Source organism: Flavobacterium salmonis, from assembly GCF_903819435.1.
Lineage (GTDB): Bacteria > Bacteroidota > Bacteroidia > Flavobacteriales > Flavobacteriaceae > Flavobacterium > Flavobacterium chungangense.
The window spans coordinates 60406-85884 of sequence record NZ_CAIJDP010000052.1; the positions used below are offsets into that span (position 1 = coordinate 60406).

Consider the following 25479-nt stretch of genomic DNA (forward strand, 5'->3'; position numbering starts at 1 on the left):
TTCAAATTCAAAAAAAGCAATTACTTAAATAAGTCCAGATCTACAGCTTCTCCCATTCTGAGATAGCCTGATTCATTTGGATGTAAAAAATCGCCGTCATGCATATTTGATAAAATAGTCTTCGAACCAATTTCTGAAGCCATTGCTTTATCAAAATCAATTACGGCATCAAAGGCTTTACTACTTCGAATCCATGTGTTTACTATATCTCTTGCTTCTTGTCTGTGAGGTGCGTCATAAAATGATTTGGCAAATGGCAAAATGGTACAGCCATAAACTTTGATACCTCTAGCATGTGCTTTATTTATCATTACTTTGTAAGCTTTAATAAGTTCCTGAGCTTTAGCTTGTGCATCTTCAGGATTTTTAATTCCGCCAATATCGTTTACACCCTCCAAAAGTATTAACCATTTTGTGCCCTTTTGAGATAATACATCCCTGTCAAAACGATTTAAAGCCGTTGGGCCTAATCCTCCTTTAGTGACACAATTCCCTCCTATTCCTAGATTCAGGACTCCTATATGCTCCGTTTTCTTATTGGCTAACAATCGTGCAGATAAGACATCTGTCCATCTATTTTGCTTGTTTGTACCCGATCCACGACCATCTGTAATGGAATTCCCAAGACACACTATATTAGCGGAATTCTTAGCTGCATTCACATCTACTCCCATGATTGAATACCAGTGATCTGTTTTTATGGCGCCATCAAAAGCTGGGTTTTCAAGCTGATTACCCTGAAGAATATAAGAAGTCGTTCGTGAACCGGGATGCCCGGATGTTTTTTGAGATGTTGCTCCATAATGAATCGTAATGGCTAAAAGCTGTCCTGGCTGTAAATCAAAAGCAAAAGCATCTGAAAATACTTCCTGTTCAGGATTCATTGTTATTCCAGGATTTCCATTGAAACTTAATGTCTTCTGAGTTGCTGCATCAATACCGGGAGCAGTAGTTACATTTGCTACACTAACAGATTTCAAAACTGTTGGCTGATCACTGAATATATTAGAAAAACGCAGGCGCAGACTTTTTCCTCCTATTGAAACTCTAATAATTTGTCGAAGCGTATTATCTGTCAGACCTGGAGCCGGAGGCATATTATTAGGTTCTACTAACATTTGCGCTGTAGCCCAGGTACCCACCCAATTCTCCGAATTTGATCTGCCTGCCTCTTTTATAGATGCCTGATTGGACTTACATCCCAAAACCAAAAGGAAGAGAGGTATAAACAATAACCATTTGAAATATTGCTTTTGCATATTTAATTTTTAAAGATTAATGGGTATTTTGTATTCTTCTCTTTTGAATAGTATTCAAATATTAATCCGCTTAATTCAATATTTTATTGTGCCTTAGCATCATTTGCAGCCGTAGCATATAATCCTACTAATGCTCCTGTAAAACCTCCAGCTACATTTGTTGAAAGAATATCTCCTGAAACGCTTCCTCCTAAATTTTCAAAATCAGCACCATTTAGAGCATAACTAAATTCATAACTGTCTCCAGTTGCTTTTACCTGCAGACGAACTGGCTTTTTGATGTCAATTTTAGTGCTTGCAATAATTTTTGACTGTCCTTTTTCTGTTCTTTCTAACAAGATATAGGTATCCTTTCCTTTCTTTGTTATTCCAAAAACATAATTAAAACGCTCGTTTTGTAAACATACAATTCCTGCAAGATCCTTTTCCGATTCAGGTTTATAATCAATTGTTGTGGCAAAAGAAAAAGTGTTATGCATTTGTCTGTAGAAAAGTGTCGAAGTTGGTTTCAGTTCTTTAATATTTACTTCGAAAGGATTAATCTGAAGTCCTTTTTTGGTTACCGAAATAAAATTTTCACGCGGGCCTCGAAGTCCAATCCATCTGTAATCTAATTTTTCAGAAGTAAAATTTTCGGTAAACGTAAAATTACCATTTGGGAAAAATCCGTCTTTACCGGTTTTGTTTTCGGTAACTCCTTTTGGCATTTTTATTTTTGACTCCAATGGTACTAATCCATTTTCAAAAACCGGAAAAGTTCCTGACCAGTCTACGGGAAGCATAAAAGTTTCGCGTCCTGTATTTACTCTGTCCTTATCATTCGGGCGAACGCCTAAAAATACACCGTAATATTTATTATCAGGACCAAGAACTAAATCGGCATGCCCCGCCCAGTCTACTTTATCTTTTCTGTTTTGCGGAAAATATCTTTGGGTAAGAATCGGATTGTTTGATGCCGGCTTAAAAGGTCCTTTTGGATTGTCACTGATAAAAATAACTTCACTATGATTTCCTCCTGTACCACCTTCGGCACACATTAAATAATAATGACCGTCTTTTTTATATAAATGCGGCGCTTCAATCCATATTGGTTTTTTAGAAAGGTCTACACCCCCATCCACTATAATTTTGTCAGTACCCGGAATTACTTTATCATTTTCAAGATCATATTCCCAAACTTTTATAACACGATGGCCTTCATATAATTGCTTTCCTTTATCGGGAGCGTCATTGTGCACGATGTAGCCTTTTCCGTTATCATCAAAAAAGATACACGGATCAATTCCGTCAAAACCTAATTTTATAGGACTTCCCCATCCCTTCATAGGATCTTTTGTTTTTACTATAATATTGCCTAAACCTCCTGAAAAGGCGGTTACAATCATATAGAAAGTATCATTATGAGGATTATATGTTATTCCCGGAGCATATACTCCCTGGCTGATACCTGTATCGTGAGGGTTGAATTCGGAAACCTTATTTAATATACCTCCGAGGTCAGTCCAATTCACTAAATCTTTAGAATGGAAAATAGGTACTCCGGGAAACATGGCAAATGAAGAACAAACCATATAATAGTCATCTCCTTTTCTGGTTATAGCAGGGTCTGGATAACATCCCTGTAAAATTGGCGAATAAAATTCATCTGGTTTCAATGGATTATTTTTATAAATGTTGTCATCACCCTGATAAATAACATTCGAAAAAACAGGAGGCTTTTTGTTTGGTCTTCCTGTAACGGTATCTTTAACTTGTATCCCTTTAAAAGAAAAAAGAAAAATTAATGATAGCAAGAAAAATATTTGTCGCTTCTTCATTGTAATTATTCATTTTGTAACATCTATTTAAAAATGTTATTTGTTTAAAAAATTAATTTTCAATCCTGAAATACTATTTCTAACATTATATGATAATTATACATTAGCATCCATATTTATCATAAAATGTTTTTAAAATTTAAACTAAATTTTATCAGGTTTAAGTCAGAATTTAAAAGCCGAGAGAATTAACTCTCGGCTTCAAACTTAAGCAAACTTAAATAACCAACTTACAAGCTATTCTGTAAAATTAACACTCATAACTACGGTTAAATTTGCTTATAGTAACATATTTTAGTTATATCCTGGATTCTGATATTCTGCTTTTTCAGCAGCACTCATCTCCATTAAATCTATCTGCCCTTGAGGTATTGGACGCAAATAATGATACGGTTGAATAGTTCTGGTAACAACCTGTGGGGTATGTTGGCCATAATTCGATCCACTGATTGAATATGTACCTGCAAGCTCGTTCCATTTTTGGGTTCTTACTAAGTCGTACCAACGATATCCTTCACCATAATATTCTCGAGAACGTTCAGCCAAAATATAATTAATAGTAATTACTGCAGGAGTTGCACTTGTCAATAAAGCACTATTGTCTGCACTTTTTGCAACATTACCATTATTATCCCAACGCCATTTTCCGGCACGGGCACGTATTACATTTATAAGGCTTCTAGCAGTCATAGAACCTGTTGCTCCTTTAACTGCAGCTTCTGCGGCAACAAAATAAAGTTCTGAAAATTTAGCTATCGGGAATGGTCTTGTACTACCTGCATTTGGCTGCCCTAATCCTCCGGCATTATCAGTACGGTATGGTCCTAATTTCCATAAACCGGGATAAACAATTCTGCTTATTCCTGACGGTGAAATAACATAATCAGCTCTGCCTGGTAAAACTCCGGCACCAACGCCACTGTCACCTGCTCCTGAAGGATATGTAATTGGTGTAGCAGGTTCATCATTTAGAAAAGTTACAATTGCACTATTTGGTGTTACCGGTAATCCATTCGCATTATACAATGTTGGGACTGCTGTTAATCCAGTTCCTGTCAAATTCCAATTTCCACGATAAACAGAAGTAAATGTTCCATCATATCTTGAATCATTTGTCTTATCAGCAAAAGTATTGGTAAAAACTTCAATAGGCGGTACCATTCTTACCCATGGACGTCCTAAAAATTGATCAGCCGCTCGTTGTACTGATGAAACTGAACCTCCAGACGAGTTTTTACTTCTAATAGCTGTATAATTGAATGTCCCCATCCAACCAGCGAAATTATCAGGAGAGCCTCCGCTTCCGTAAGTAAGACTTGCACCATTGTAATATTCACTTTCTTCAGTATGATCTGCATAAAGCATTACTTCTTTATTACGGTCATTAGAGCCTAAGTTAACATCATAATAATAGTCTAACAGCCCATATGAACCCGGATTATTAATTCCTTCTAAAGCCAAGTCGTATGCTTTCTGAAAATACCATTGTGCATTGTGTCCATCAGGGTCAGTTCTCGGAGTATCAGGATAGGTTGGAATATTATTTGGATTTTCTAACCACCAGGCATAGGTCAAATATGCTTTTGCTAAATACAAACGTGCTACCGTTTTAGTTACCGTACCAGTTAATCTTTGAGCATCAGGTAATTCATTTACAGCTATTACCAGATCCGGAAAAATAGCTTTAGTATAAACCTCTGATACTGTATTTCGCTTAGAAGATCTCGATGGTTTAGTGTTAAATTTCAGTTCACCTGCCCCTAAATCTAAAGGTACACCGCCAAAATTCTGCACTAATAAAAAATAATCAAAAGCCCTAAAAAATCTGGACTCAGCAATTAAACTACTTGCAACACCCACTGCTGCCCCATTTTCAATAATTCCGCTGGCAGTGTTTATATCATTATATGAATTATTCCAAACTACGTCTGCTCTGCTCGAATTAGGATTAATAACTCCAACCCCGGATAAATCATGATCTTTGAAATTTCCGTCGGCCTGTTGTCCATATGTATGTTCATCTGTACCAGTTTGTACAGAATTGTAATAATAGGCCTGCCCATATATCCAGCGTAAATGCGCATAATGTGAAGTTAATCCCTGTTTTACACCCGCTTCTGTTTTAAAATAGCCAGGCTCATAAAAATCATGTGGTTTTTCCTCTAAAATATCAGAGCAGCCTGCAAAGGAGAACAAAACTACTGATCCTATAATTAATTTTTTTAAAATATATCGTTTCATGGTTGTTCCTGATTAAAATGTTAAATTAAGTCCGAATAAATAATTTCTGGTTGAAGGTGTGTTTGTTCCAATAACCAAAAATCTTTTCTGGTAAGTCGTAGTTACTGCCTGATTTTCATCTCCTAATGAATTTGTTTCCGGATCCATACCAGACATTTTGTGGTATGGAGAGAAAAGTACGAAAGGATTTTGAGCCGTAACATAAAGTCTCAGTTTTTCAATCCCTAAATCTCTCATAAACTGCTGATCCAATGTGTAACCTAGTGTTAATGCTCTGATTTTTACATATGATGCATCAAAATAACCCATCGTTGACATATACTTAGGGTTGTCTCCACTTCTAATACCTCTTGGATTAGGAAACTCTGCATCTGTGTTCTCCGGTGTCCAGTAATCCGCATCAACATTACTTCTGCGTCCGTTAAGAAGATTAAGATAACTGTTACCTCCATAAAGCGTACTAACTAATACACCACCGCTTTTAAATGCACCAACTGCTGAAAAATCAAAACCTTTATAGCTTAAATTAGTATTAAAACCTCCTTGAAAATCCGGGTCAGTATCGATGATTTGTCTATCACTTGAATTGATTGCGCGTGTTGGTGAACCATCTGCGTTAAAATCTCCAGTATATTTAACTTTAATAGACCCTACAACAGTTCCTTGCTGGTCAATACCAGTTGGTCCTGGCTCTAATATTGACATATAAGGATCACCTTCCTGCCAGATACCAACTTTTTGATAATCATAAATAGAATTGATATTATGACCTACAAACCATGAATTTCCCTCATCCCTTGTAGCTCCTGAGGCCAGTTTGACTAACTTGTTATCATTTGCATATAGGTTAAATCCAACAGACCAGCTCAGTCCTTTTGGATTATCCAAAATAACTCCGTTTAATGATATTTCATAACCTTTATTTTCAGTCTCTCCAACATTCCCAACGTAATTACTTACACCACCTGTTGCTGGTAGATTAACCTTTTGCAGAACATCGGTTGTATGTGTTGTGTAATATTCAATTGTACCGGATAAACGATTATTAAAGAATCCAAAATCCAATCCATAATTCCAAGTTGTAGAAAATTCCCATGATAATTCTGGATTAGGTGCTTGTGTAACATATACTCCTGTAGAGTTTGTATTTCCAAAATTGTAAGGTCTTGTACCCAAAGCTCCTAAAGTACTATATGGATCTACAGCCTGATTAGAAGTTGTGCCATAACCAGCACGTAATTTAATTAAATTAATCCATGAAAAATTTTTCATAAAAGATTCATTTGAAACTGTCCATCCTGCTGACACAGCTGGATAAGTAAACCATTTATTGCCTGGTGCAAGTCTTGACGAACCATCTGAACGAATTGTTCCGGAAATAAAATATTTATTATCATAAGAATACATTAATCTAGCCATATAGGACCTTAGCCCCCATTGTGTATAATCCTGCTCTTCTGGCTTAATAACCGCTTCTTCTTCACTCTGTCCTAAGTTGTAAAACTGAAAGGCGTCAGAAGTAATTCCGTTTCTTGTTATACGAGAAGTGTTACTTGTACGCTGCTCATTTGAATACAAACCAACAAAATTTATAGTGTGTTTATCAGCGAAAGTCTTATCATAGGTTAACAGGTTCTCAATAAGCCATTGTGTTGACAATGTGTTGCTAATAGCTGCATTTGAAATCGTTGTTGGATTTACATCAAATACACCATATCCTTCATAATACCCACTGTTAGAGGTACGAAAGTTCAATCCGCCGTTCATTCGATATTTTAAACCTTCAACTCCTGGTATTTTTACCTCGGCAAAAATATTATTATAAGAACTAAAAGCTCTGGTTTGGTTTACATAAGATTCTCCTAAACCTTCAATAGTATTTCTTGTATACACCCAATTTTCGTCAGCTCCCATTCTAACTGTTCTTTTAAGGGATCCGTCTGCATTATATGGATTAGCTAAAGGAGAAGTTCCTAAGATAGTCCCGGTACCAATATTATCGCCATTAGTAACAGCATAATTACTATTTGTAGTAAATCCCATACGGAAAATTTTTCCAACCTGTTGATCTAAACCTGCTCTAAGACTGAAACGTTCGTATTTTTGACCCGGTAAAACGGACTCCTCCTTATAATACCCTAACCCTGCATTATATGAACCACGCTCAGTACCTCCTGAAACACTTATATCATGGCTAATCATTTCACCAGCTCCATAAAGCAAATCCTGCCAGTCTGTATTAGTATCTCTTGATTCATCAACCCCATCTGTATATAAATTTGTATAATCTCGAAGTGCGGCAAACTTTGCTCCATCCATCATATCATATTTACCAAAAACTTGTTTGATACCAGTAAATCCATTATAATTAAATGTCGCTTTTTGATTTTTACGTCCTTTATTCGTTGTAATCAATATAACTCCATTTGCTCCTCTTGAGCCATAAATAGCAGTTGCAGATGCATCCTTTAAGATATCAACAGATTTAATATCTACTGGATTAATATCTCCTATTTGACCTCCAAATGGAACACCATCAAGTACAACCAGCGGATCATTATCTCCTGTAAGTGATCTGGTTCCTCGTATACGGATTTGCATAGCTGCTCCGGGCTTGGTTGAAGTCTGCGTAAGCTCAACTCCCGCCAATCTACCTTGCAATGCCTGTGTTACGTTGGCAGATTGCACTTCATTTAATTCTTTTCCTCCAAGAGAAGCTACAGATCCGGTTACCGCTTCTTTTCTTTGCGTACCATATCCAATAACAACAACTTCTTTTAAAACGCCTGATTCTTCTTCAAGCTTCACATTAATCTGGTTTTGTCCATTCACCGCTACTTCTTTGCTTTTTAAGCCTATAAAGCTAAAAACAAGTACTCCGTTAGAAGGAACATCAATAGAATAAGTACCATCAAAACCGGTACTTACGCCAGTTTTAGTTCCCTTTAAATTTACATTAGCTCCAGGAATAGGACCATTTATATCCGATACTGTTCCTTTGACTTTCGTTTGCGCACCTGCATGGAGTGATAAGCCAAACATTAAGATCAAAAAACAATAGCATTTTAATAGCTTTGCTTTACTTGTAACAAAAAAGTTATTCATAAAAATTGATTTAAATAGTTAAAATTAGTTTTTGGTTTATTTAGTTAATAAGTGTATTTATTACAAATATAAATAAAAATACATAATACACAATCGGTTGTTTGTGTTTTTTTTAAATATTTAGTAAAAAAACATGAATTAAAAAACGTTCTATATATTTAAAATTTAAAAAAAATGAATTATATGTAATTACATAATATCTTTTCAAATATTTTTTACCACTTTTAAATAGTTTAGTAAAATTCAATATAAAAATCACAAAAGAAAAAAATACTAAAATCAAATATTATGGGAAAAGCTATAATTACATTTGAAGTATAATTATTGTTAAAAATAGCAATCCTCATAAAAACAACAGGTTGCCTTACTCAAGTTGTCATGAAATTAGTTTAAAAAATAGAATTAAAGAAAGGCAATCGGTTGTTAACTTAAGACATAATTATACCATTACAATGTTCTGATACTCGAATAGTTTAAATTAAGAAAAAAATTATCTAAAGCTCCATCTTTTTGGCATCTTCAATAAATTGATTTAGTCCAATATCTGTCAAAGGGTGTTTTAGTAATCCCTTAATAGAAGATAATGGTCCGGTCATAACATCAGATCCTACTTTGGCACAATTCACTACATGCATGGTATGTCTGATTGAAGCTGAAAGTATTTCTGTATTGAAAGCATAATTATCATAAATTTCCCTGATTTCTGAAATCAAATGCATTCCGTCAGTTGAGATATCATCCAATCTTCCTAAAAATGGAGAAACATAAGTCGCACCGGCTTTCGCAGCCAATAAAGCTTGTCCTGCTGAAAAAACTAAAGTAACATTCGTTCTGATTCCTTTATCTGAAAAATATTTACAAGCTTTGATTCCGTCAGCAATCATCGGTAATTTCACTACGATTTGTTCGTGCAAAGCGGCAAGCTCTTCTCCTTCTCTGATCATTCCGTCAAAGTCCGTTGAAATAACTTCAGCAGAAACATCGCCATCTACAATATTACAGATCTCCAGATAATGTTTCAAAATATTATCTTTTCCTGTAATTCCTTCTTTAGCCATTAATGACGGATTTGTCGTAACGCCATCTAAAACGCCAAGCGCCTGGGCTTCTTTAATATCTTCTAAATTTGCTGTGTCAATAAAAAATTTCATTGTTTTTTTTGTTTAAGTTTATTTTTGATTAAATAATAGTCCTGTATTCCAATTCAATAAAATGAATTAGAAACAAGTAATTTGATTTGAAATATAATTTGAAATTTGAATAAAAGCAGTAAAAGAAATCACTGCGAAGACAACTTGAAAAACTATCTGTTTTAAAATAAGAAATTAGTGAAATGGCCGTTGACCTCTTCAACATCAACGGCCATAATTACTAAATAATTAACTGAATATTCTCTGGCAAATACACTAACCAAAATATCTTGCCAGAGATAAAAAAACTTCAAAAAACAATCTTGATTTCGATTTAATTTTAACCGAAAATTATTTTTCTTTCTTCAATCGATTAAATATACTGATTGATGATATTTTCGAATAATTCCTGTTTACCGCTTTGTAAATTTAATTCACCATTTTCCTGGGCAATTTTATACAAATCAGTTAAACTTAATTTTCCTTCTTCAAAAGCTTTTCCGTTTCCAGAATCGAAAGAACTATAACGTTGTGTTCTCAATTTATCATAAGGAGAAGATGTGATAATTTTGTCAGCCGTCAATAATGCTCTGGCAAAAGTATCAGCACCACCAATGTGAGCTAAGAATACATCTTCCATATCGGTAGAGTTTCTTCTAATTTTGGCATCAAAATTAACTCCTCCACCTTGTAGACCACCTGCTTTTAAGAAAACCAACATTGCTTCTGTAACTTCCTGGATATTATTTGGGAATTGATCAGTATCCCATCCGTTTTGGTAATCACCTCTATTGGCATCTAAACTTCCTAACATTCCGGCTTTGGCAGCTACTTCCATTTCATGTTGAAAAGTGTGTTGTGCTAATGTAGCGTGATTCACCTCGATGTTCATTTTGAAATCTTTCTCTAAGCCGTATTTATGCAAAAATCCAATAGCTGTAGCTGAGTCAAAATCATATTGGTGTTTCATTGGCTCCATAGGTTTTGGCTCAATGAAAAAATTTCCTTTGAATCCTTGTGCTCTTGCATAATCTCTTGCCTGAGCAAGGAATTGTCCCATATGATCCAATTCTCTTCCCATATCAGTGTTCAGCAAAGTCATATAACCTTCACGACCTCCCCAGAATACATAATTTTCTCCTCCTAAAGCAATGGTAGCATCCAATGCCAATTTTATTTGACCTCCAGCTCTTGCCAATACATTAAAATCTGGATTAGTAGCGGCACCGTTCATGTATCTTGGATTAGAAAAACAGTTTGCAGTTCCCCAAAGTAATTTCACTCCGGAAGCGGCTTGTTTTTCTTTCAAATATTCTGTAATGGTAGCCAATCTGCTTTCTGATTCTGCGAATGTAGCTCCTTCGTTAACCAGGTCATAATCGTGAAAACAGTAATAATCAAATCCCATTTTGGTGATGAATTCGAATGCTGCATCTGCTTTTTCTTTTGCGGCAGCGATGGCATCTGTAGGCTGATCCCAAGGAAAATGTTGCGTTCCCGGTCCGAATGGATCACTTCCTTGTCCGCAGAAAGTATGCCAATACGCAATTGCAAATTTAAAATGCTCACGCATTGTTTTTCCAGCTACAACCTGGTCTGGATTGTAATATTTAAAAGCTAAAGGATTATCTGATTCCCTTCCTTCAAATTTAATTTGACCTATACCTTTATAGTATTCTTTATTGCCTAAAACTATCATTTTGTTCTTTTATTTATTTGTTAATATTAATTCTAATTCCTGTTTCCATTTTTGATATGCCTTTTCATATGGTTCTTTGTTTTTCAACGGTAAAAAAGTCATTACGTGATCGTTCGTTGTAATACTTGATCCAAATTTATTGTAGTCACCATCTTTTAAGCCAACTGCCCTTGCGGCACCGACTGCTCCTGTTGTATTGTAAATTTCAATTTCGTATCCAATTAATGTCGCAACCGTATTAGAGAAAATCTCAGAACGGAATAAATTGTCATTTCCGGCTCTGATCACATTAATTGTGGCATTATCATCTTTTAAACATTCCATTCCGTACACAAATGAAAAAGCAATTCCTTCCAGAGAAGCTCTGAATAAGTGCGCACTATTATGAATATTTAAATTCAGATTTAAAAAGTGTGTTCCGATATTTTTATTGTTGAACATACGCTCAGCGCCATTTCCAAACGGAATTACCACCACTCCATCAGAACCTATGGCGATTTTAGACGCTTTACGGTTCATTGATTCGTAAGTTTCATCGCCCATATTATTGCGCAGCCAACGGTACTGAATTCCGGCGCCATTTATGTTCAATAATTTACCGATTCTCGGAGTTTCAACTTCGTAATTAACGTGTACAAAATTGTTTACACGGTTTGTTTTATTTCCTGTCGCCATTTCGCTTACCGCATAAAAAACGCCCGAAGTTCCGCCCGTAGCCGCCACTTCACCCGGATTTAAAACATTTAATGCCAATGCATTATTCGGCTGATCTCCTGCTCTGTAAACCACCGGAATTCCAACAGGAAGTCCAGATTCTTTAGAAGCTTTTTCATTTAAAGTTCCCTGATTCGTAAAATTCTCAACGATATCCGGCGTCAGCGACTGATCGATTCCGTAATAATCCAATAACCAGTTGGCTACTTTGTTTTCTTTATAATCCCAAAGCATTCCTTCAGACAAACCATTTTTGGTAGTCGTTACTTTTCCGGTTAGTTTGTAGGCAATATAATCGCCTGGTAACATGTATTTATAAACCTTATTATAGATTTCCGGTTCGTTTTCCTTTACCCATTTTAATTTTGAGGCAGTGAAATTCCCAGGAGAATTCAGCAAATGTTCAGAGCATTTTTCTGCACCAATTTCGGCGTAAGCTTTGTTTCCAATTTCAACCGCACGGCTATCGCACCAAATAATAGAGTTACGCAAAGGGTTGCATGTATCATCCACAATAACCAATCCGTGCATTTGATAAGAGATACCAATACCCTGAATTTTTGAAGCCTCAATATTAGCCTCACGAATAGCTCTTTTAGTGCCAGTGCAAATGTGCTGCCACCAAATTTCAGGATCCTGTTCTGCCCAATCTGCGTGTAGCGACACAATTTCCATTTCGTTTTGTGGCTCATTCAAAACAATTATCTTTTTACCTGTTTCAGCCTCAACGATAGCAACTTTTACAGACGAGCTTCCAATATCATATCCTATATAATACATAACTTATAATGATTCTCTTAAAATTAATTTTGTTGGTATGTAACACTGCACAACTTCATCATGCGTGATAAATGCCGCAGCTTTTGTTCCTAATTCTTTAAAATCAGTCGATATAACTGAAATTCCTTTGTATATAAATTTCTTCATTGGCGTTTCATTGTAAGACAAAAAACCAACATCTTCTCCAGGCTCTAAATCCTTCTCTTTGCACTGTTCTAAAAAGTGTCCTAAAATCCTGTCACTAATACTGATGTAAGCAATTCCTCTTTCGATATTGAATTTTTTAGCATCAGTAATAATTTCGCTATTGAAATTAAAATCGGCACAAAATTTCTTAAAAAATACTGCTGTTTCTTTTGGGTGATTCGTATAATCAGGATAAATAAAATGAATGCTTTTATACTTTTTAAACAAATCAGCAGCCTCTTTCAGTACATCATAAAATGATTTTCCGAAATCCTGAAAAATATAATTATTCTCTTTTTTTGAATGGATATTCCAATCAATCAAAAGCAATTTATCATTCGAGATTGCGGATAAAGTTGGTCCTACTTCCTTATCATCAAAATTCATTACTACATATTTGTAATATTTTCCAACGCTGTTATTAATGATTGTTTTAAAAACATCGATATTATAATGATGAAACTGCACATCGGTAATCACATTGTCCGCCAAATTATTCACAAATGAATGATACAAAACCTCCTTATAAGCTTTGAATGTATCCAATACCAAAAGCACTTTTCGTGTCTCGCCTGAAACATAATATCCTTTATTCGGAACAGAATCAATTACATTCTGCTCTTTCAAAATTGAATACGCTTTAAAAACCGTATCTCTCGACAACTGATTTTCTTTACAAATCGCATTTACAGACGGAAGCAAATCTCCTTTTTGCAGAATATTCTCTGCAATAGCATTATTTATTCCGTTTACCAATTGCTGGTATTTCGGAATATCACTGTCGTGATTGATTATAAATACAAATTTTTCCTGCTCTTCGTTTAACATATTGTTCCGTTCTGTTCTGGTATGCTAAAGTAGCTAATCGGATTTTATTAAAAAAATATTTTAACATTGAAATTGTTATTTTTTATAAATCCGATTTTCTCTGTTTTAAATTATGATTTTGTTAAAAAATTTCAGAACAACCCGTTGTGGTTTGCTTGAAATTTTTTTTATGTTTATTTCTCTTTTTTATCATAAGGATCAATCGTAACAATCGAACCATCAGCATTGTATTCAATTTTGGTTACTTTGATAGATCTTAAATGCGTTACTCCTTTTGAAAGACTTGAATCATGATAAAATAAATACCATTCGTTCTCTATCTCACAAACAGAGTGATGAGAAGTCCATCCAATTACCGGATTCAGAATTCTTCCTTTATATGTAAAAGGCCCATATGGAGTATCTCCTATTGCGTAACATATAAAATGTGTGTCTCCTGTTGAATATGAAAAATAATATTTATCGTTGTATTTGTGTACCCACGAAGCTTCGAAAAAACGACGATCATTGTCACCCGCTAATAAAACTGCTCCGTTTTCATCCAGAATCTGAATCTCTTTTGGTTCTTCTGCAAACTCTTTCATGTCATCAGAAAGTAAAGCTACAATTGGTCCTAATGCAGGTTCATTTGAAGATGGTTCTTCATTTTGCTCATCGTATTTATTGTTTCGGTACTTCTGAAGCTGACCGCCCCAAATGCCGCCAAAATACATATAATGCTTTCCGTCATTATCTTCAAAAACAGCTGGATCAATAGTATAACTTCCTTTGATTGCTTCCGGTTCCGGTGTAAAAGGACCAGTTGGCGAATCGCTGATCGCTACCCCAATCTGAAAAATTCCGTTGGCACGTTTGGCTGGAAAATATAAATAATATTTCCCGTTTTTACATGCGGCGTCTGGCGCCCACATCTGTCTTTCTGCCCACGGCACATCGTCTACATGTAAAGCAAGACCATTATCTACAGCCTCGGCATTTACATTTTCCATCGAAATAACATGATAATCTTCCATTCCGAAATGATCTCCATTGTCATTAAAAGGAATTCCGGCATCAATATCATGAGACGGATAAATATATATTTTTCCATTAAAAACATGCGCTGATGGATCAGCGGTATACATATGATTTATCAATGGATTCGAGATTGCTCGTTTATCTAACTCTAAAAAGTCAATATTTTCAATACTATCTTCAGGCATTTTTTTTCAGGTTTTTTAATTTTTAAAATAAGCTAGGCTCTTCGTTCTTTTAAATCCGATTCAATTTGGACTTCCATTTTCTTGTCGATTTTGTAGAAAAATAATAATGTAACTCCAATCAGAAAAGGGATTGATGGGAAAACACTTACTAGTAATTTTATCCCATTAATCGCAATATCAGATTGTACGGCTGCATTTGGAACATAATCAAAGTGCCCTAACAATGAAGTTGTTAAAGCTCCCCCAATACTCAATCCTGCTTTTAAACCGACCATCATAGCAGAGAATATAATCGCAGTTGCACGACGGTTATTTAACCATTCTGAATAATCGGCAACATCGGCAATCATCGCCCATAAAATTGGAATTGTAATTCCGTAGAAAAATCCATGTAGAATTTGAGAGAAAAAAATAAAGCTGATTGATTTTGAAGAGAAGAAATAGAAAGCCAAAATAAATAAGGTTGAGACAAATAAAAAGGAACCAAATATGTTTCGTTTACCATATTTATCTGCTAATCTTTTTGATAAAGTGATTCCGAGAATCATGAAAATAATTCCGCCGGCATTAAACAAGCCAAACCCGGCTGCAATAGGATCATTACCAAACTGATTCAATCCGATACTTGCTAAACCATCTAAAATAGGCTGAATAAAAATCGCCAGTTGTTGCTTGTCTACATAATTTTCGAAATAATAAACATACGAACCACCTTTCATTGCTAATGTAATAAAGACTAAAGTCGTCAATGACAACATGATTACCCATGGTTTATTTTTCATTAAATCGGCTAAATCTTCTTTAACACTTGACTTTTGCTCCGGTTTGGGAACGATGCGTTCTTTGGTCGTGAAAAAAGTAATCAAAAGCATTATAGTTCCGATAATAGCCAGAACGGTCATTACTTTTTCAATACCAACAGCTTTATCGCCATTTCCGGCACTTTTTATAATTCCTAGCATAAATACCTGCACGAAAAACTGCGCAAACATTACGGCAACAAACCGATAAGACGACAAACTATTGCGTTCGCCCATATCACCCGTAATTACGCCACTCAAAGCAGAATAAGGCAGATTGTTACTCGCATAAAACAATAATAAAAAAGTATACGTTACCACCGCATAAATCACTTTACCGTGATAAGCAAAATTAGGCGTTGTAAAAGCCAGTAAAGCGATTACACCCAAAGGTACTGCAGTCCATAAAATCCACGGTCTGAATTTTCCCCATTTGGTACTGGTCCTGTCAGCCAAAACACCAATAATAGGATTAAAAACAAATGCTGCAATCAAACCAACAACCAACATAATAATAGAAGAATCTGTAGGCGATAATCCGTAGATGTCTGTATAAAAATAAGCCAGGTAAGTCATCAGGGTCTGAAAGACTAAATTTGCCGCAAGGTCGCCTAAGCTATATCCAATTTTTTCTTTTATGGATAGTTTTTGAGTATTAAGATTCATTATTTGTTTGGTATTAATTTTATTTAAATTAATTTCTCTTTTTTAGATTTAATAGTTTATAATCATATCAAAAATTACAGTAATAAAAACAATCGGTTGTGTAAAGATATGTAAAAAAAACAATCAGCAACTTATTTTTAATTAATTTGATTATAATAAAAACCATTCGGTTGCATTCTTAGCAAAAAAAAAGATGTTACACGTTTATTTTTTTTCTTTTAATTTAATTATACTGCTATACGACTTTTTATATTTTAAATTTTTATCAAATAATAACGGATAATTCGTACGACCTTTTATAGGCCAGTCATTTAGCCAGGATTGCCCATCATAAACGCCCCAAAAAGTAATACGGCTAATTTTATCTTTATGCTTAAGAAATAATTTAAAAATATCTTCATAACGCTTCGCCAGCTGTGTCTGAACAGCATCGGGAAGTTTTTCAGTATACGGATTCATTTTGGCACTTCCTTCAAAATTCTGATTGACATCTGCGCCTTTTAGATCCCATGGATTTGGTAAAACTGTAATGTCTAATTCTGTAAAAGCGACTTTTAAACCTAGAGCCGAGTAAGCCAAAATACTTTCTTCAATTTCTTTTATCGAAGGGCTTTCCAAACGCCAATGTGCCTGGATACCCACACCATCAACCTTTCCTCCTCCGGCTTTTACTTTTTTGATTAAATCAATTGTGCCTTGTCTTTTTGCTGGAGCTTCATTGTTATAATCGTTATAATACAAGTCTACTTTTGGATCGGCTGCTGCCGCTAATTTAAAAGCATCAACCAAATATTGCTCTCCAAGTGTACTCAAAAAAACTGATTTTCTTAAGGTTCCATCTTCGTTTAAAGCTTCATTTACAACATCCCACGAACCAATTCTTCCTTTGTATTTTGAAACGATCATTGTGATATGGTCTTTCATAAAAGCTCTCATTTCTGCGCTGTCTTTGATTTTCGCCATCCAGGGAGCCAGTTGGCTGTGCCAGATTAAAGTATGACCATGAATAAACATTTTGTTTTTTTCTCCATAGGCTACAAATTTATCAGACATCGCAAAGTCATATTTGTCTTTTTGCGGATGTACAAACATCGACTTCATGATGTTTTCTGCCGTAATTGCATTAAATTCTTTACGAATTAGTGCATCTTCATTAGCATTTTTTTCTTCGATTTGATTGGCATTCAAAGCCGTTCCGATATAAAAATCTTTTTTATAAGCGTCTTTCAAAGAAGTGTTCTGCGCTGTGCAGTTTACAATCAGCAATGTGGTTATTGCAAGTAAACAGGGTTTAATTAATTTCATACTTTTTTAGTTTTTGGATGATAGTTATTTTTTATTTTGTAATTTTTTCATGAAAATTATAATCTGTTTATTTCCTAATTCAAAAAACATTATTATCGAACAAATTTTTTAGTCGTCAAAACATTAAAATCCAATTAAATTTATTATATTGTCAGTATTTAAAATTTTGAGGTTTATAAGCAATTCCCATTTCCAAACCTCTTAACTCGACAAGACTTTTTAATCTTCCTACTAAAAAATAACCTGGGTATGTTTCTGTTTTTACATCAACATCATGCAAAAAGCCATGATCAGGACGCATTGGTAAACTCACTTTTCTTTTATTCATCAACAAAAGCACTTTTTCAATAATGATTTCCTTTTTGGTATCTGCTCCTAAATGGGCAGATTCTCTAAAAATGTTTTCGCTTTCGCGGAATGTATTTCGTAAGTGTAAAAAGTGAATTCGATCTCCGAAATCATCTATAATTTTCTCCAGATTGTTTTTTGGATCCGCTCCTAATGAGTCCGTGCAATAACAAAGTCCATTTGCGTTTAAAGGCAAGGCTTCAAAAATTGCTTTAATATCTTTTTCTGTTGAAACAATTCGGGGCAAACCTAAAACCGAAAATGGCGAATCATCAGGATGAATAGCCAATTTAGAGCCTAATTCTTCAGCAACGGGAGCAACTTCTGATAAAAAGTAAATCAGGTTTTCCCTTAGTTTATTATTGTCAATTTCTGCATAATTATCTAATAAAGACAGAATCTGTTCAGCCGTAAAATTGATTTTACTACCCGGCAATCCTAATAAAACATTTTTAAAAAGTAATGCTTTTTCGTCTTCAGAAAGTTCATTTCCGTATACCAACGCATTTGCTTTTTCTTCATCAGAATAATCATTTTCAGCATTAGGTCTTTTCAATAAAAACACATCAAAATAAGTAAAAGCCAGCTTATTGAATAACAACGCTTTGCTTCCTTCTTCATTAATAAAATTATGATTCGTTCGAACACAGTCCAGAATCGGCATAAAATTATACGTGATGATTTTAATACCGCAGTCCGCCAAATTCTTTAAACTGATTTTATAATTTTCAATGTATTGCAAATAATCTCCGGTAGCCCGTTTTATTTCTTCATGAACTGGCAGACTTTCCACAACAGACCACTCCAAGCCAGCTTCTTTGATAATTTGCTGTCTTTCTTTAATACCTTCAATTGACCAGATTTCCCCAACGGGAATTTGATGCAAAGCGGTTACAATTCCGGTTGCGCCGGCCTGCTTGATGTCTCTTAAAGTAACATTATCCTGAGGGCCAAACCAACGCATGGTTTGTTGCATTTTTATCATGATATTCTTCTTTTCAATTAAAACCCAATACTGTTTCCGCCATCAACTGGTAAAACGGTTCCGGTTGTATATTTTGATTCGCTTAAAGCGAAATAATAAACGGCATCTGCAATATCCGAAGGTTCGCCTAAGAATCCCATTGGCGTTCTGCCAAGCACTTTATTTTTTCTTTCGGGATCGTTATCAAGTGCCGTAGAAGACATTTTTGTTTTGATAAATCCCCGGGCGATACAGTTTACACGAACTCCAAACGGAGCCAAATCAACCGCCATTGCCCTGGTCATCGATTCGATTGCTCCTTTACTTGCCGAATATGCAATTACCTTCGGAATACCATATTGTGATGCCATCGGACTGATATTTATAATGCTTCCTCCTCCATTTTCTTTCATGTTTTTTACAACCGCTTTGCTAACTGCAAAAAACACTTAAAAGATTAGTATGGATTACCTATAAAAAATCTTCATCTGTAACATCCAGAAACTCTTTTTTAAGATTGATTCCAGCGTTATTTACTAAAATGTCAATTTGATTTTGTTTACTTATATTCTCAATCATGAACGGAATTCCTGCAAGATTATTTAAATCGTAAATCACAGGAATTGCATTTGGCCCTATTTCTTTACACGCATCTTCTGTCTTCTCTTTTGATCTTCCTATTATATAGGTTTTGATTCCGTTATCACAAGTTTCTTTGCTGTTGCAAAACTCAAACCCGAATTCCCTCCGGTTACAATTGCTGTTTTTGTTCTCATATTTTTTAATTTCAATATTTAATTTCCCGGTGCAAAAGGGAATTTTAAGGATTGAAAATAGCCTAAAGTTTGTGTTGGTTTGGCTACGCCAACTGGCAATTCTTTATCTGAATATTGTTGGAAATAAATCAAGCACGCATCTCGCCACCATTTTGCTTCTTTATACTGAATTTCTAATAACATTTGTACTTCTTTGAAACGCTCGGCATCAACAAATTTTTCGCTTTTATTCCAAACGGTCTGCATGTCTTTTACCTGATTCACGCCTTCCTGATATTTCATAGCCAAACCATTCCACAGCGTCTGTCCGTTTTTCAATTTATAATCCCAGGAAACATGATGAAACCATAGTAAATCCTTCTCCGGACAGGTTTCTAAATTATCAAAAATTTTGGCTACTTCCGGTGCATATTGCAATGTGGCATTTGTTCCGGTTTTTGAACGGTCGAAACCAATTCCTTTTTTATCTGCTTTGTGATAATATACCGGATTCCATTCTGGTCGCGACAAATTTGAAACCCATGGTCCCGGACCGTAATGATGACCGGTATCCATAATATGATGCAAACCAAGGGGCGTCATGTAATTGACAACCGCTTCACGAGATTCCATCATCATTTCTTTTACTGGCTTAATGAAATTTTCATCATTAGAGAAAGTACATCTCAACCATTCATCAGCAATAACTTCTGCATCTAAATTTGGATTCCATGCCAATCTTCCAAAGCCATACCAATTCGCCTGCGCAAAAGGATGACCGGTCCAGTTTAAATCATTTCCGATGTTAGAAACTCCGGCAATTCCTGTCAATTTTGTTTTTGTTAAAGTACCGTCAATCACTTTGGCAACGGTAGTACCTTTTCCTTTTTGATAGGTATCTGATTCTAAAACTTCCTGAAATAATTTTGGAAGAAAAACTAAATGTGTACTGAATCCTAAATATTCCTGTGTAATTTGAAACTCCATCATCAAAGGTGTTTTCGGCATCGCACCAAACATTGGGTGAAAAGGTTCACGTGGCTGAAAATCGATCGCCCCGTTTTTTACCTGAACGATTACATTGTCTTTAAATTTTCCATCGTACGGCACAAATTCGGCATAAGCTTGTTTTGCACGATCATTGGCATCATGTTCTGAATATACAAAAGCGCGCCACATAATTACACCACCAAAAGGCCCAACGGCATCGGCCAGCATATTGGCTCCGTCAACATGATCTCTTCCATAATTTTGCGGGCCGGGTTGGCCTTCTGAATTTGCTTTTACCAAAAATCCACCAAAATCCGGGATTTTTTTATAAATTTCTTTTGCTTTATTTTTCCACCAATTCGCTACGTCTACATCTTTTGGATCTGCCGTTTTTAAACCTCCAATTTCAATTGGCGCTGAGAAACGAGCAGTTAAATATACTTTTATTCCGTAGGGTCTAAATACGTTTGCTAAGGCTTCTACTTTTTCTAAATATTGAGGCGTTAAGATTAGGGCGTTAGCATTTACATTCGTTAAAACGGTTCCATTAATTCCAATTGACGCATTTGCTCTTGCGTAATCTATATAACGCTGATCGATAAAATCGGGTAATTTTTGCCAGTTCCATAAAGAGAAACCAGCGTAACCGCGTTCGACAGTTCGGTCTAAATTATCCCAGTGATTTAAAATCCGAATATTCGTTTTTGGTGCATCAACAATGTTTAAATTTTTGATGGATTTATTCATTTGAATCAATCTTAGAAAACTATAAACTCCGTATAAAACGCCGACCTCTTTTTTACCCGTAATAATAATTTGATTTTTTCCTTTTAATAAAATCGATTTGATGATAAACCCTTCATCATTGATCTGATCAAAATTTCCAATTTCCTTTTGAATTTCAGAACTCAGTAATTCTTTAGAACCAATAATGATATTTCGATCTCCTTCTATTTTTGATTTAACGCTGATTGTTTTTCCTACCATTTCAGTCCATCCGGATTCTAATTCTTTGGAAGCGATTTTTGAAGTTTCAGAATTTCCCAAAGAAACAATTCCCTGAACATCCGACACATATTTTGAAACCAATTCTGCATTCGTCTTCTTATCATATTGAAGCCATAATTTATAATCTTTTTGAGAAAATACTGAGAAAGAAGCTGCAAAAAAAATAATTGAACTAAGGAAATTTTTTATATTGTACATAATCTCTATTATTCTGCTATTTATGAATTAAGAATTAGCTATTGATTTAATTAAAAAATGAATATTTTTTAATTAAATGCTAAAAAATGCAATTAAAAACATTAAATAATTTGCAATCGGTTGTGCTAAAATACAAAATTTAAGTTATAAACAAATAAAATTGTATTTTTGATTCAAAATACAATTAGAAGATATGAAATATGTACCACATAAAAAAACCTGTTAAAAAGATTGATAACAGGTTTTCTAAAATAACAATAAATAAAAGTTATATCCTCTTAGAAGATTCTCGTATCACTACGTGAGTGTTTAAAAATGTAATTTCCTTTGCATCTTCTTCCGTAACAAATTTTAGATTTTTGATAACTAAATCGGCAGCGGCTTTACCCATGTTTTCTGCCGGGTGAGTTACAGTAGAGATATTCGGTTCAATAATTTCTGATATGGGATCATTATTAAAACCGATAACAGCAAACTCTTTTGGTACCTTAACGCCTCTTTTTTTAGCAGTTTGTACTGCACTGACGGCCAGTATATCACCAGGTGCAAAAAGACCATCTGGAACCAATTTCAAATCAAATAATTTATTACATGCTTTTACACCTTCTTCATATGTCATCTGTTCTAAACTAATAATAATATCTTCATCAATTGGTATTTCATATTCCAAAAGAGCATCCATGTACCCTCTTTTTCTCTCATTATATAAGGTTCCAAACTCTGATCCAGCAGTTAAATGCGCAATCCTTCTACACCCTTGTTCTAAAAGATGTTTCGTCGCTTTATAACCCGCTAAATAGTTATTAATTACCACACGAAAGGTATCATAATCCTTCGGTACCCTATCAACAAATACCAAAGGAATATTATTATTTGAAAACTGTTTAAAATGGGTAGTATCTTTTGTTTGCATTGCTAATGAGCAAATGACTCCGCATACCCTATTACTGTATAAAGATTGTGCCATCCCAACTTCCATTTCATAAGAATCATGTGACTGCATAATGATAACTGAATAACCAGATTTTTGAGCGGTAACTTCAATACCACTTATTAAAGAAGATAAAAAAGGTTGCGTTACAGTAGGAATTAAAATGCCAATGGTTGTAGATTTATTACCACGTAGTCCAGCAGCCAAAGTATTGGGAACAAAGCCCATTTCTTTTGCTGTTTGTTTTACTTTTTTTGTGGTCTTTTCACTAATACTACGATGGTCTTTTAATGCTCTTGAAATTGTTGATGTAGCAAGATTTAGCTTATCAGCAATGTCGTAAATTGTAACATGTTTATGTTCTTCCATGATTAAATATTAATATCAGTAAATATACTTATTTAAATGGTAGCAAAATTTCATTTTTTCAATATTCCAATTGACATAAAAATATACAATAAAACTAAAATTTGTTTAAAAATTTTGTTTTTTTTTAAATATCCTCATAGATAATTTTTTTAATCAAAAAAAGTCATTTTTTTTACACAATCGGTTGTAATAAACTAACAAAGTAATTAAATTAGTATAAATTATTTTTTTAATGCACTATAAAATATCTTATAATACTTACTTAAAAATTATAACCAAAAAAAACTGTTATTTGGTTATAATTGACGTCACTAAAACTAAATTATGAGACCTCATATCGAATTTCTATTCTCCTCACAATAATTTAAAATATCAGTTATCTATTTACGATTTTATTTTTTCATTAAATTTACAACCAAAATCATTTACTGGCATAAAAGTTAAATTAAATAGTCACAAATATAATTAATGCTTTGTCCGCTTCTTTTATACAAAAACGGTTTTCATAAAAATATTATGTCCAAAAATATTCATGAATATTTTTTCTCCTTGTTACATATTAATTATATAAAACTTAACACAAAGTGTAACTAAAATAATGTCACCATTACTTATTCGTGACTTTTTTTTAAAAATTAGACTTTTGTAATGATGATTTTTTTTTAAATATTTCTTTAAAAAAAACTACTTTTTACACAAAGAATATTAATAAATCTACTTAGGACTAAATATTATAGACGAAGGATTTTATTAATGTTGTTAAGTGAGAATAATCGTTATTTTAAACAGATAGTTTAAATCTGTACCGACACGATCAGCAAACAATACGAAAGTATACTCCAGGTGTTGTAGAAGCTTGGCTGCAGCAAAACGGCCTACAACATTGGAAGAAACTCTACAGTGAACGGGACAAAAAATGATTTTTATCTTTTGTCCCGTAGAGTGACGAAAAAAATAAACATTAAAAAAAGATTTTAATTTCCTTCTGATCTGAAATTTTAATTTACTGAAGATGTATTTGGTTAACGGTACTCTTTTTCTTTTCCGCTCCTCTGGCTTTAGAATTAGGGTTAAGTGTGGCCGAAATACCTAAATTTATTCCCATACTCAGTGTATTTGAATTTTTATTAATATTATTGGTAAAGTATTTTAGGGGTAGAGAACTGCTCACTTTGACCATTGGAGATATGCGGTATTCGAGACCTGCATCAGCAAGGAATGTGAAATATTGGTTTGAATCTGAACTCGATGACACACCGCCTGTTTTTATTTTTATTTTAGTATTGGTCATCGTATAGCCACCCAAACCAAAAGAGGCAAAAAACCTCAGTGGTTTGTTGGGATTGTCGTAATAGCGATATATCAATTCAGTGCCCATAAGCATAAAGATACGGACTGTTCCTTTTTTACCTGGCTCCATGCCGCCTTCGGGTTTTTTATTCCCCATGCTTATATTTAAAAGCAGAGTGGACTGTGAGGTGAGCGCTTTTTTGAAACTCAGTCCTTTGGTTATCACTACATCACTGTTACCATTTAGTTTTGGACCGAAAAGAGCTAAAGGTGAATAAAAAAAGCCGACATCGAAATTATCTTTGTAATTCTGCATTTTATCTGATCGTATGTCTTCATAGGAGTACAGTATATCTGTAGTATAGCTTTTACCGGACAGCTCAGCATCAAGTTCAGTTTTTAGAAGGTCTAGACTTTCATGGCGGCTGTTTATGAAGTTAAAAGGGTAGGCGCTGTCTTTGTAAATGATCGCATTCTGGGTTTTGTCTTCCAATGGATTGATAAGAAAGAAAACAGATTCTTTTATCTTCCGTACGGAAGATATGGTGTAAATAATGGCATTATAACAATTTAAGGAATTTTTATTTTCCTTATCCAATATGTTTATGTACACTATGTTATAATCAGAGAAAAGCCCTGATTTTACGTAAATGTTATTCTCGCTGAGGGTTTTTAAATCTTCCCCGCCCGCGTCAATTACCAGCACTCCTTTAGGCAATGCTGAATTTTCCTGAAACAGGTACTGGCTGTAACAGTTTGCTGTAGGAGTATTGAATTCATAAATTTTCTGTGAGAATAAAATCTGCATGGTGAGCAGGCACAGGATTGTTATGGTTTTTTTTTCAAAAAGAAAACAGGTGGATAAATTAGGCATATGAATTACTATATTAAAAT

Annotated in this window: 17 protein-coding genes; all 17 read right to left on the reverse strand. The window is 34.4% G+C overall.

Annotated elements, in window-relative coordinates:
• Nucleotides 1–20: 20 nt before the first annotated feature.
• Nucleotides 21–1259, reverse strand: a complete 1239-nt coding sequence (locus FLACHUCJ7_RS01875) for an SGNH/GDSL hydrolase family protein (RefSeq protein ID WP_180907735.1) — start codon at nucleotides 1257–1259, stop codon at nucleotides 21–23.
• 83 nt (nucleotides 1260–1342) lie between these two features.
• Nucleotides 1343–3076: a glycoside hydrolase family 43 protein gene (locus tag FLACHUCJ7_RS01880; protein ID WP_180907736.1), complete on the reverse strand. Its 1734-nt coding sequence runs from the start codon at nucleotides 3074–3076 to the stop codon at nucleotides 1343–1345.
• A 294-nt stretch (nucleotides 3077–3370) separates the two neighbouring features.
• Nucleotides 3371–5317 carry a RagB/SusD family nutrient uptake outer membrane protein gene (locus tag FLACHUCJ7_RS01885; RefSeq protein ID WP_180907737.1) on the reverse strand — a complete coding sequence of 649 codons (1947 nt, stop codon included), beginning with the start codon at nucleotides 5315–5317 and terminating at the stop codon, nucleotides 3371–3373.
• 12 nt (nucleotides 5318–5329) lie between these two features.
• Nucleotides 5330–8422 (reverse strand): SusC/RagA family TonB-linked outer membrane protein, encoded by a 3093-nt coding sequence (locus FLACHUCJ7_RS01890; RefSeq protein ID WP_180907738.1) that lies wholly within the window; start codon nucleotides 8420–8422, stop codon nucleotides 5330–5332.
• 494 nt (nucleotides 8423–8916) lie between these two features.
• Nucleotides 8917–9573: a fructose-6-phosphate aldolase gene (fsa, locus tag FLACHUCJ7_RS01895; protein WP_180907739.1), complete on the reverse strand. Its 657-nt coding sequence runs from the start codon at nucleotides 9571–9573 to the stop codon at nucleotides 8917–8919.
• 352 nt (nucleotides 9574–9925) lie between these two features.
• The gene (gene xylA / locus FLACHUCJ7_RS01900; RefSeq protein ID WP_078227632.1) at nucleotides 9926–11251 is read right to left on the reverse strand and encodes a xylose isomerase; all 1326 of its coding nucleotides are present in this window, start codon (nucleotides 11249–11251) and stop codon (nucleotides 9926–9928) included.
• A gap of 9 nt (nucleotides 11252–11260) precedes the next feature.
• Nucleotides 11261–12745, reverse strand: coding sequence for a xylulokinase (locus tag FLACHUCJ7_RS01905; protein WP_180907740.1), 1485 nt, complete (start codon nucleotides 12743–12745; stop codon nucleotides 11261–11263).
• 3 nt (nucleotides 12746–12748) lie between these two features.
• Nucleotides 12749–13759 carry a GntR family transcriptional regulator gene (locus FLACHUCJ7_RS01910; protein WP_078227630.1) on the reverse strand — a complete coding sequence of 337 codons (1011 nt, stop codon included), beginning with the start codon at nucleotides 13757–13759 and terminating at the stop codon, nucleotides 12749–12751.
• Between the two features lie 173 nt (nucleotides 13760–13932).
• The gene (locus FLACHUCJ7_RS01915; RefSeq protein WP_078227629.1) at nucleotides 13933–14961 is read right to left on the reverse strand and encodes a glycoside hydrolase family 43 protein; all 1029 of its coding nucleotides are present in this window, start codon (nucleotides 14959–14961) and stop codon (nucleotides 13933–13935) included.
• 32 nt (nucleotides 14962–14993) lie between these two features.
• On the reverse strand, nucleotides 14994–16427 hold the full coding sequence (locus FLACHUCJ7_RS01920) for an MFS transporter (protein WP_180907741.1): 1434 nt from the start codon (nucleotides 16425–16427) through the stop codon (nucleotides 14994–14996).
• 204 nt (nucleotides 16428–16631) lie between these two features.
• Complete coding sequence (locus FLACHUCJ7_RS01925) at nucleotides 16632–17732, reverse strand: endo-1,4-beta-xylanase (protein ID WP_078227627.1); 1101 nt, start codon at nucleotides 17730–17732, stop codon at nucleotides 16632–16634.
• A 151-nt stretch (nucleotides 17733–17883) separates the two neighbouring features.
• Entirely contained in the window at nucleotides 17884–19065 is a 1182-nt protein-coding gene (uxuA, locus tag FLACHUCJ7_RS01930; protein ID WP_180907742.1) for a mannonate dehydratase, read from the reverse strand.
• A 17-nt stretch (nucleotides 19066–19082) separates the two neighbouring features.
• The gene (locus tag FLACHUCJ7_RS25515; protein ID WP_262891010.1) at nucleotides 19083–19493 is read right to left on the reverse strand and encodes an SDR family NAD(P)-dependent oxidoreductase; all 411 of its coding nucleotides are present in this window, start codon (nucleotides 19491–19493) and stop codon (nucleotides 19083–19085) included.
• A 22-nt stretch (nucleotides 19494–19515) separates the two neighbouring features.
• A complete protein-coding gene (locus FLACHUCJ7_RS25520; protein WP_317170856.1) occupies nucleotides 19516–19740 on the reverse strand; it encodes an SDR family NAD(P)-dependent oxidoreductase in 225 nt (74 codons plus the stop codon).
• A 98-nt stretch (nucleotides 19741–19838) separates the two neighbouring features.
• Nucleotides 19839–21995, reverse strand: coding sequence for an alpha-glucuronidase family glycosyl hydrolase (locus FLACHUCJ7_RS01940; RefSeq protein WP_180907743.1), 2157 nt, complete (start codon nucleotides 21993–21995; stop codon nucleotides 19839–19841).
• Between the two features lie 268 nt (nucleotides 21996–22263).
• The gene (locus tag FLACHUCJ7_RS01945; protein ID WP_078227624.1) at nucleotides 22264–23295 is read right to left on the reverse strand and encodes a LacI family DNA-binding transcriptional regulator; all 1032 of its coding nucleotides are present in this window, start codon (nucleotides 23293–23295) and stop codon (nucleotides 22264–22266) included.
• Nucleotides 23296–24298: 1003 nt separating this feature from the next.
• Nucleotides 24299–25459 (reverse strand): outer membrane protein, encoded by a 1161-nt coding sequence (locus FLACHUCJ7_RS01950; RefSeq protein WP_180907744.1) that lies wholly within the window; start codon nucleotides 25457–25459, stop codon nucleotides 24299–24301.
• Between the last annotated feature and the right edge of the window lie 20 nt (nucleotides 25460–25479).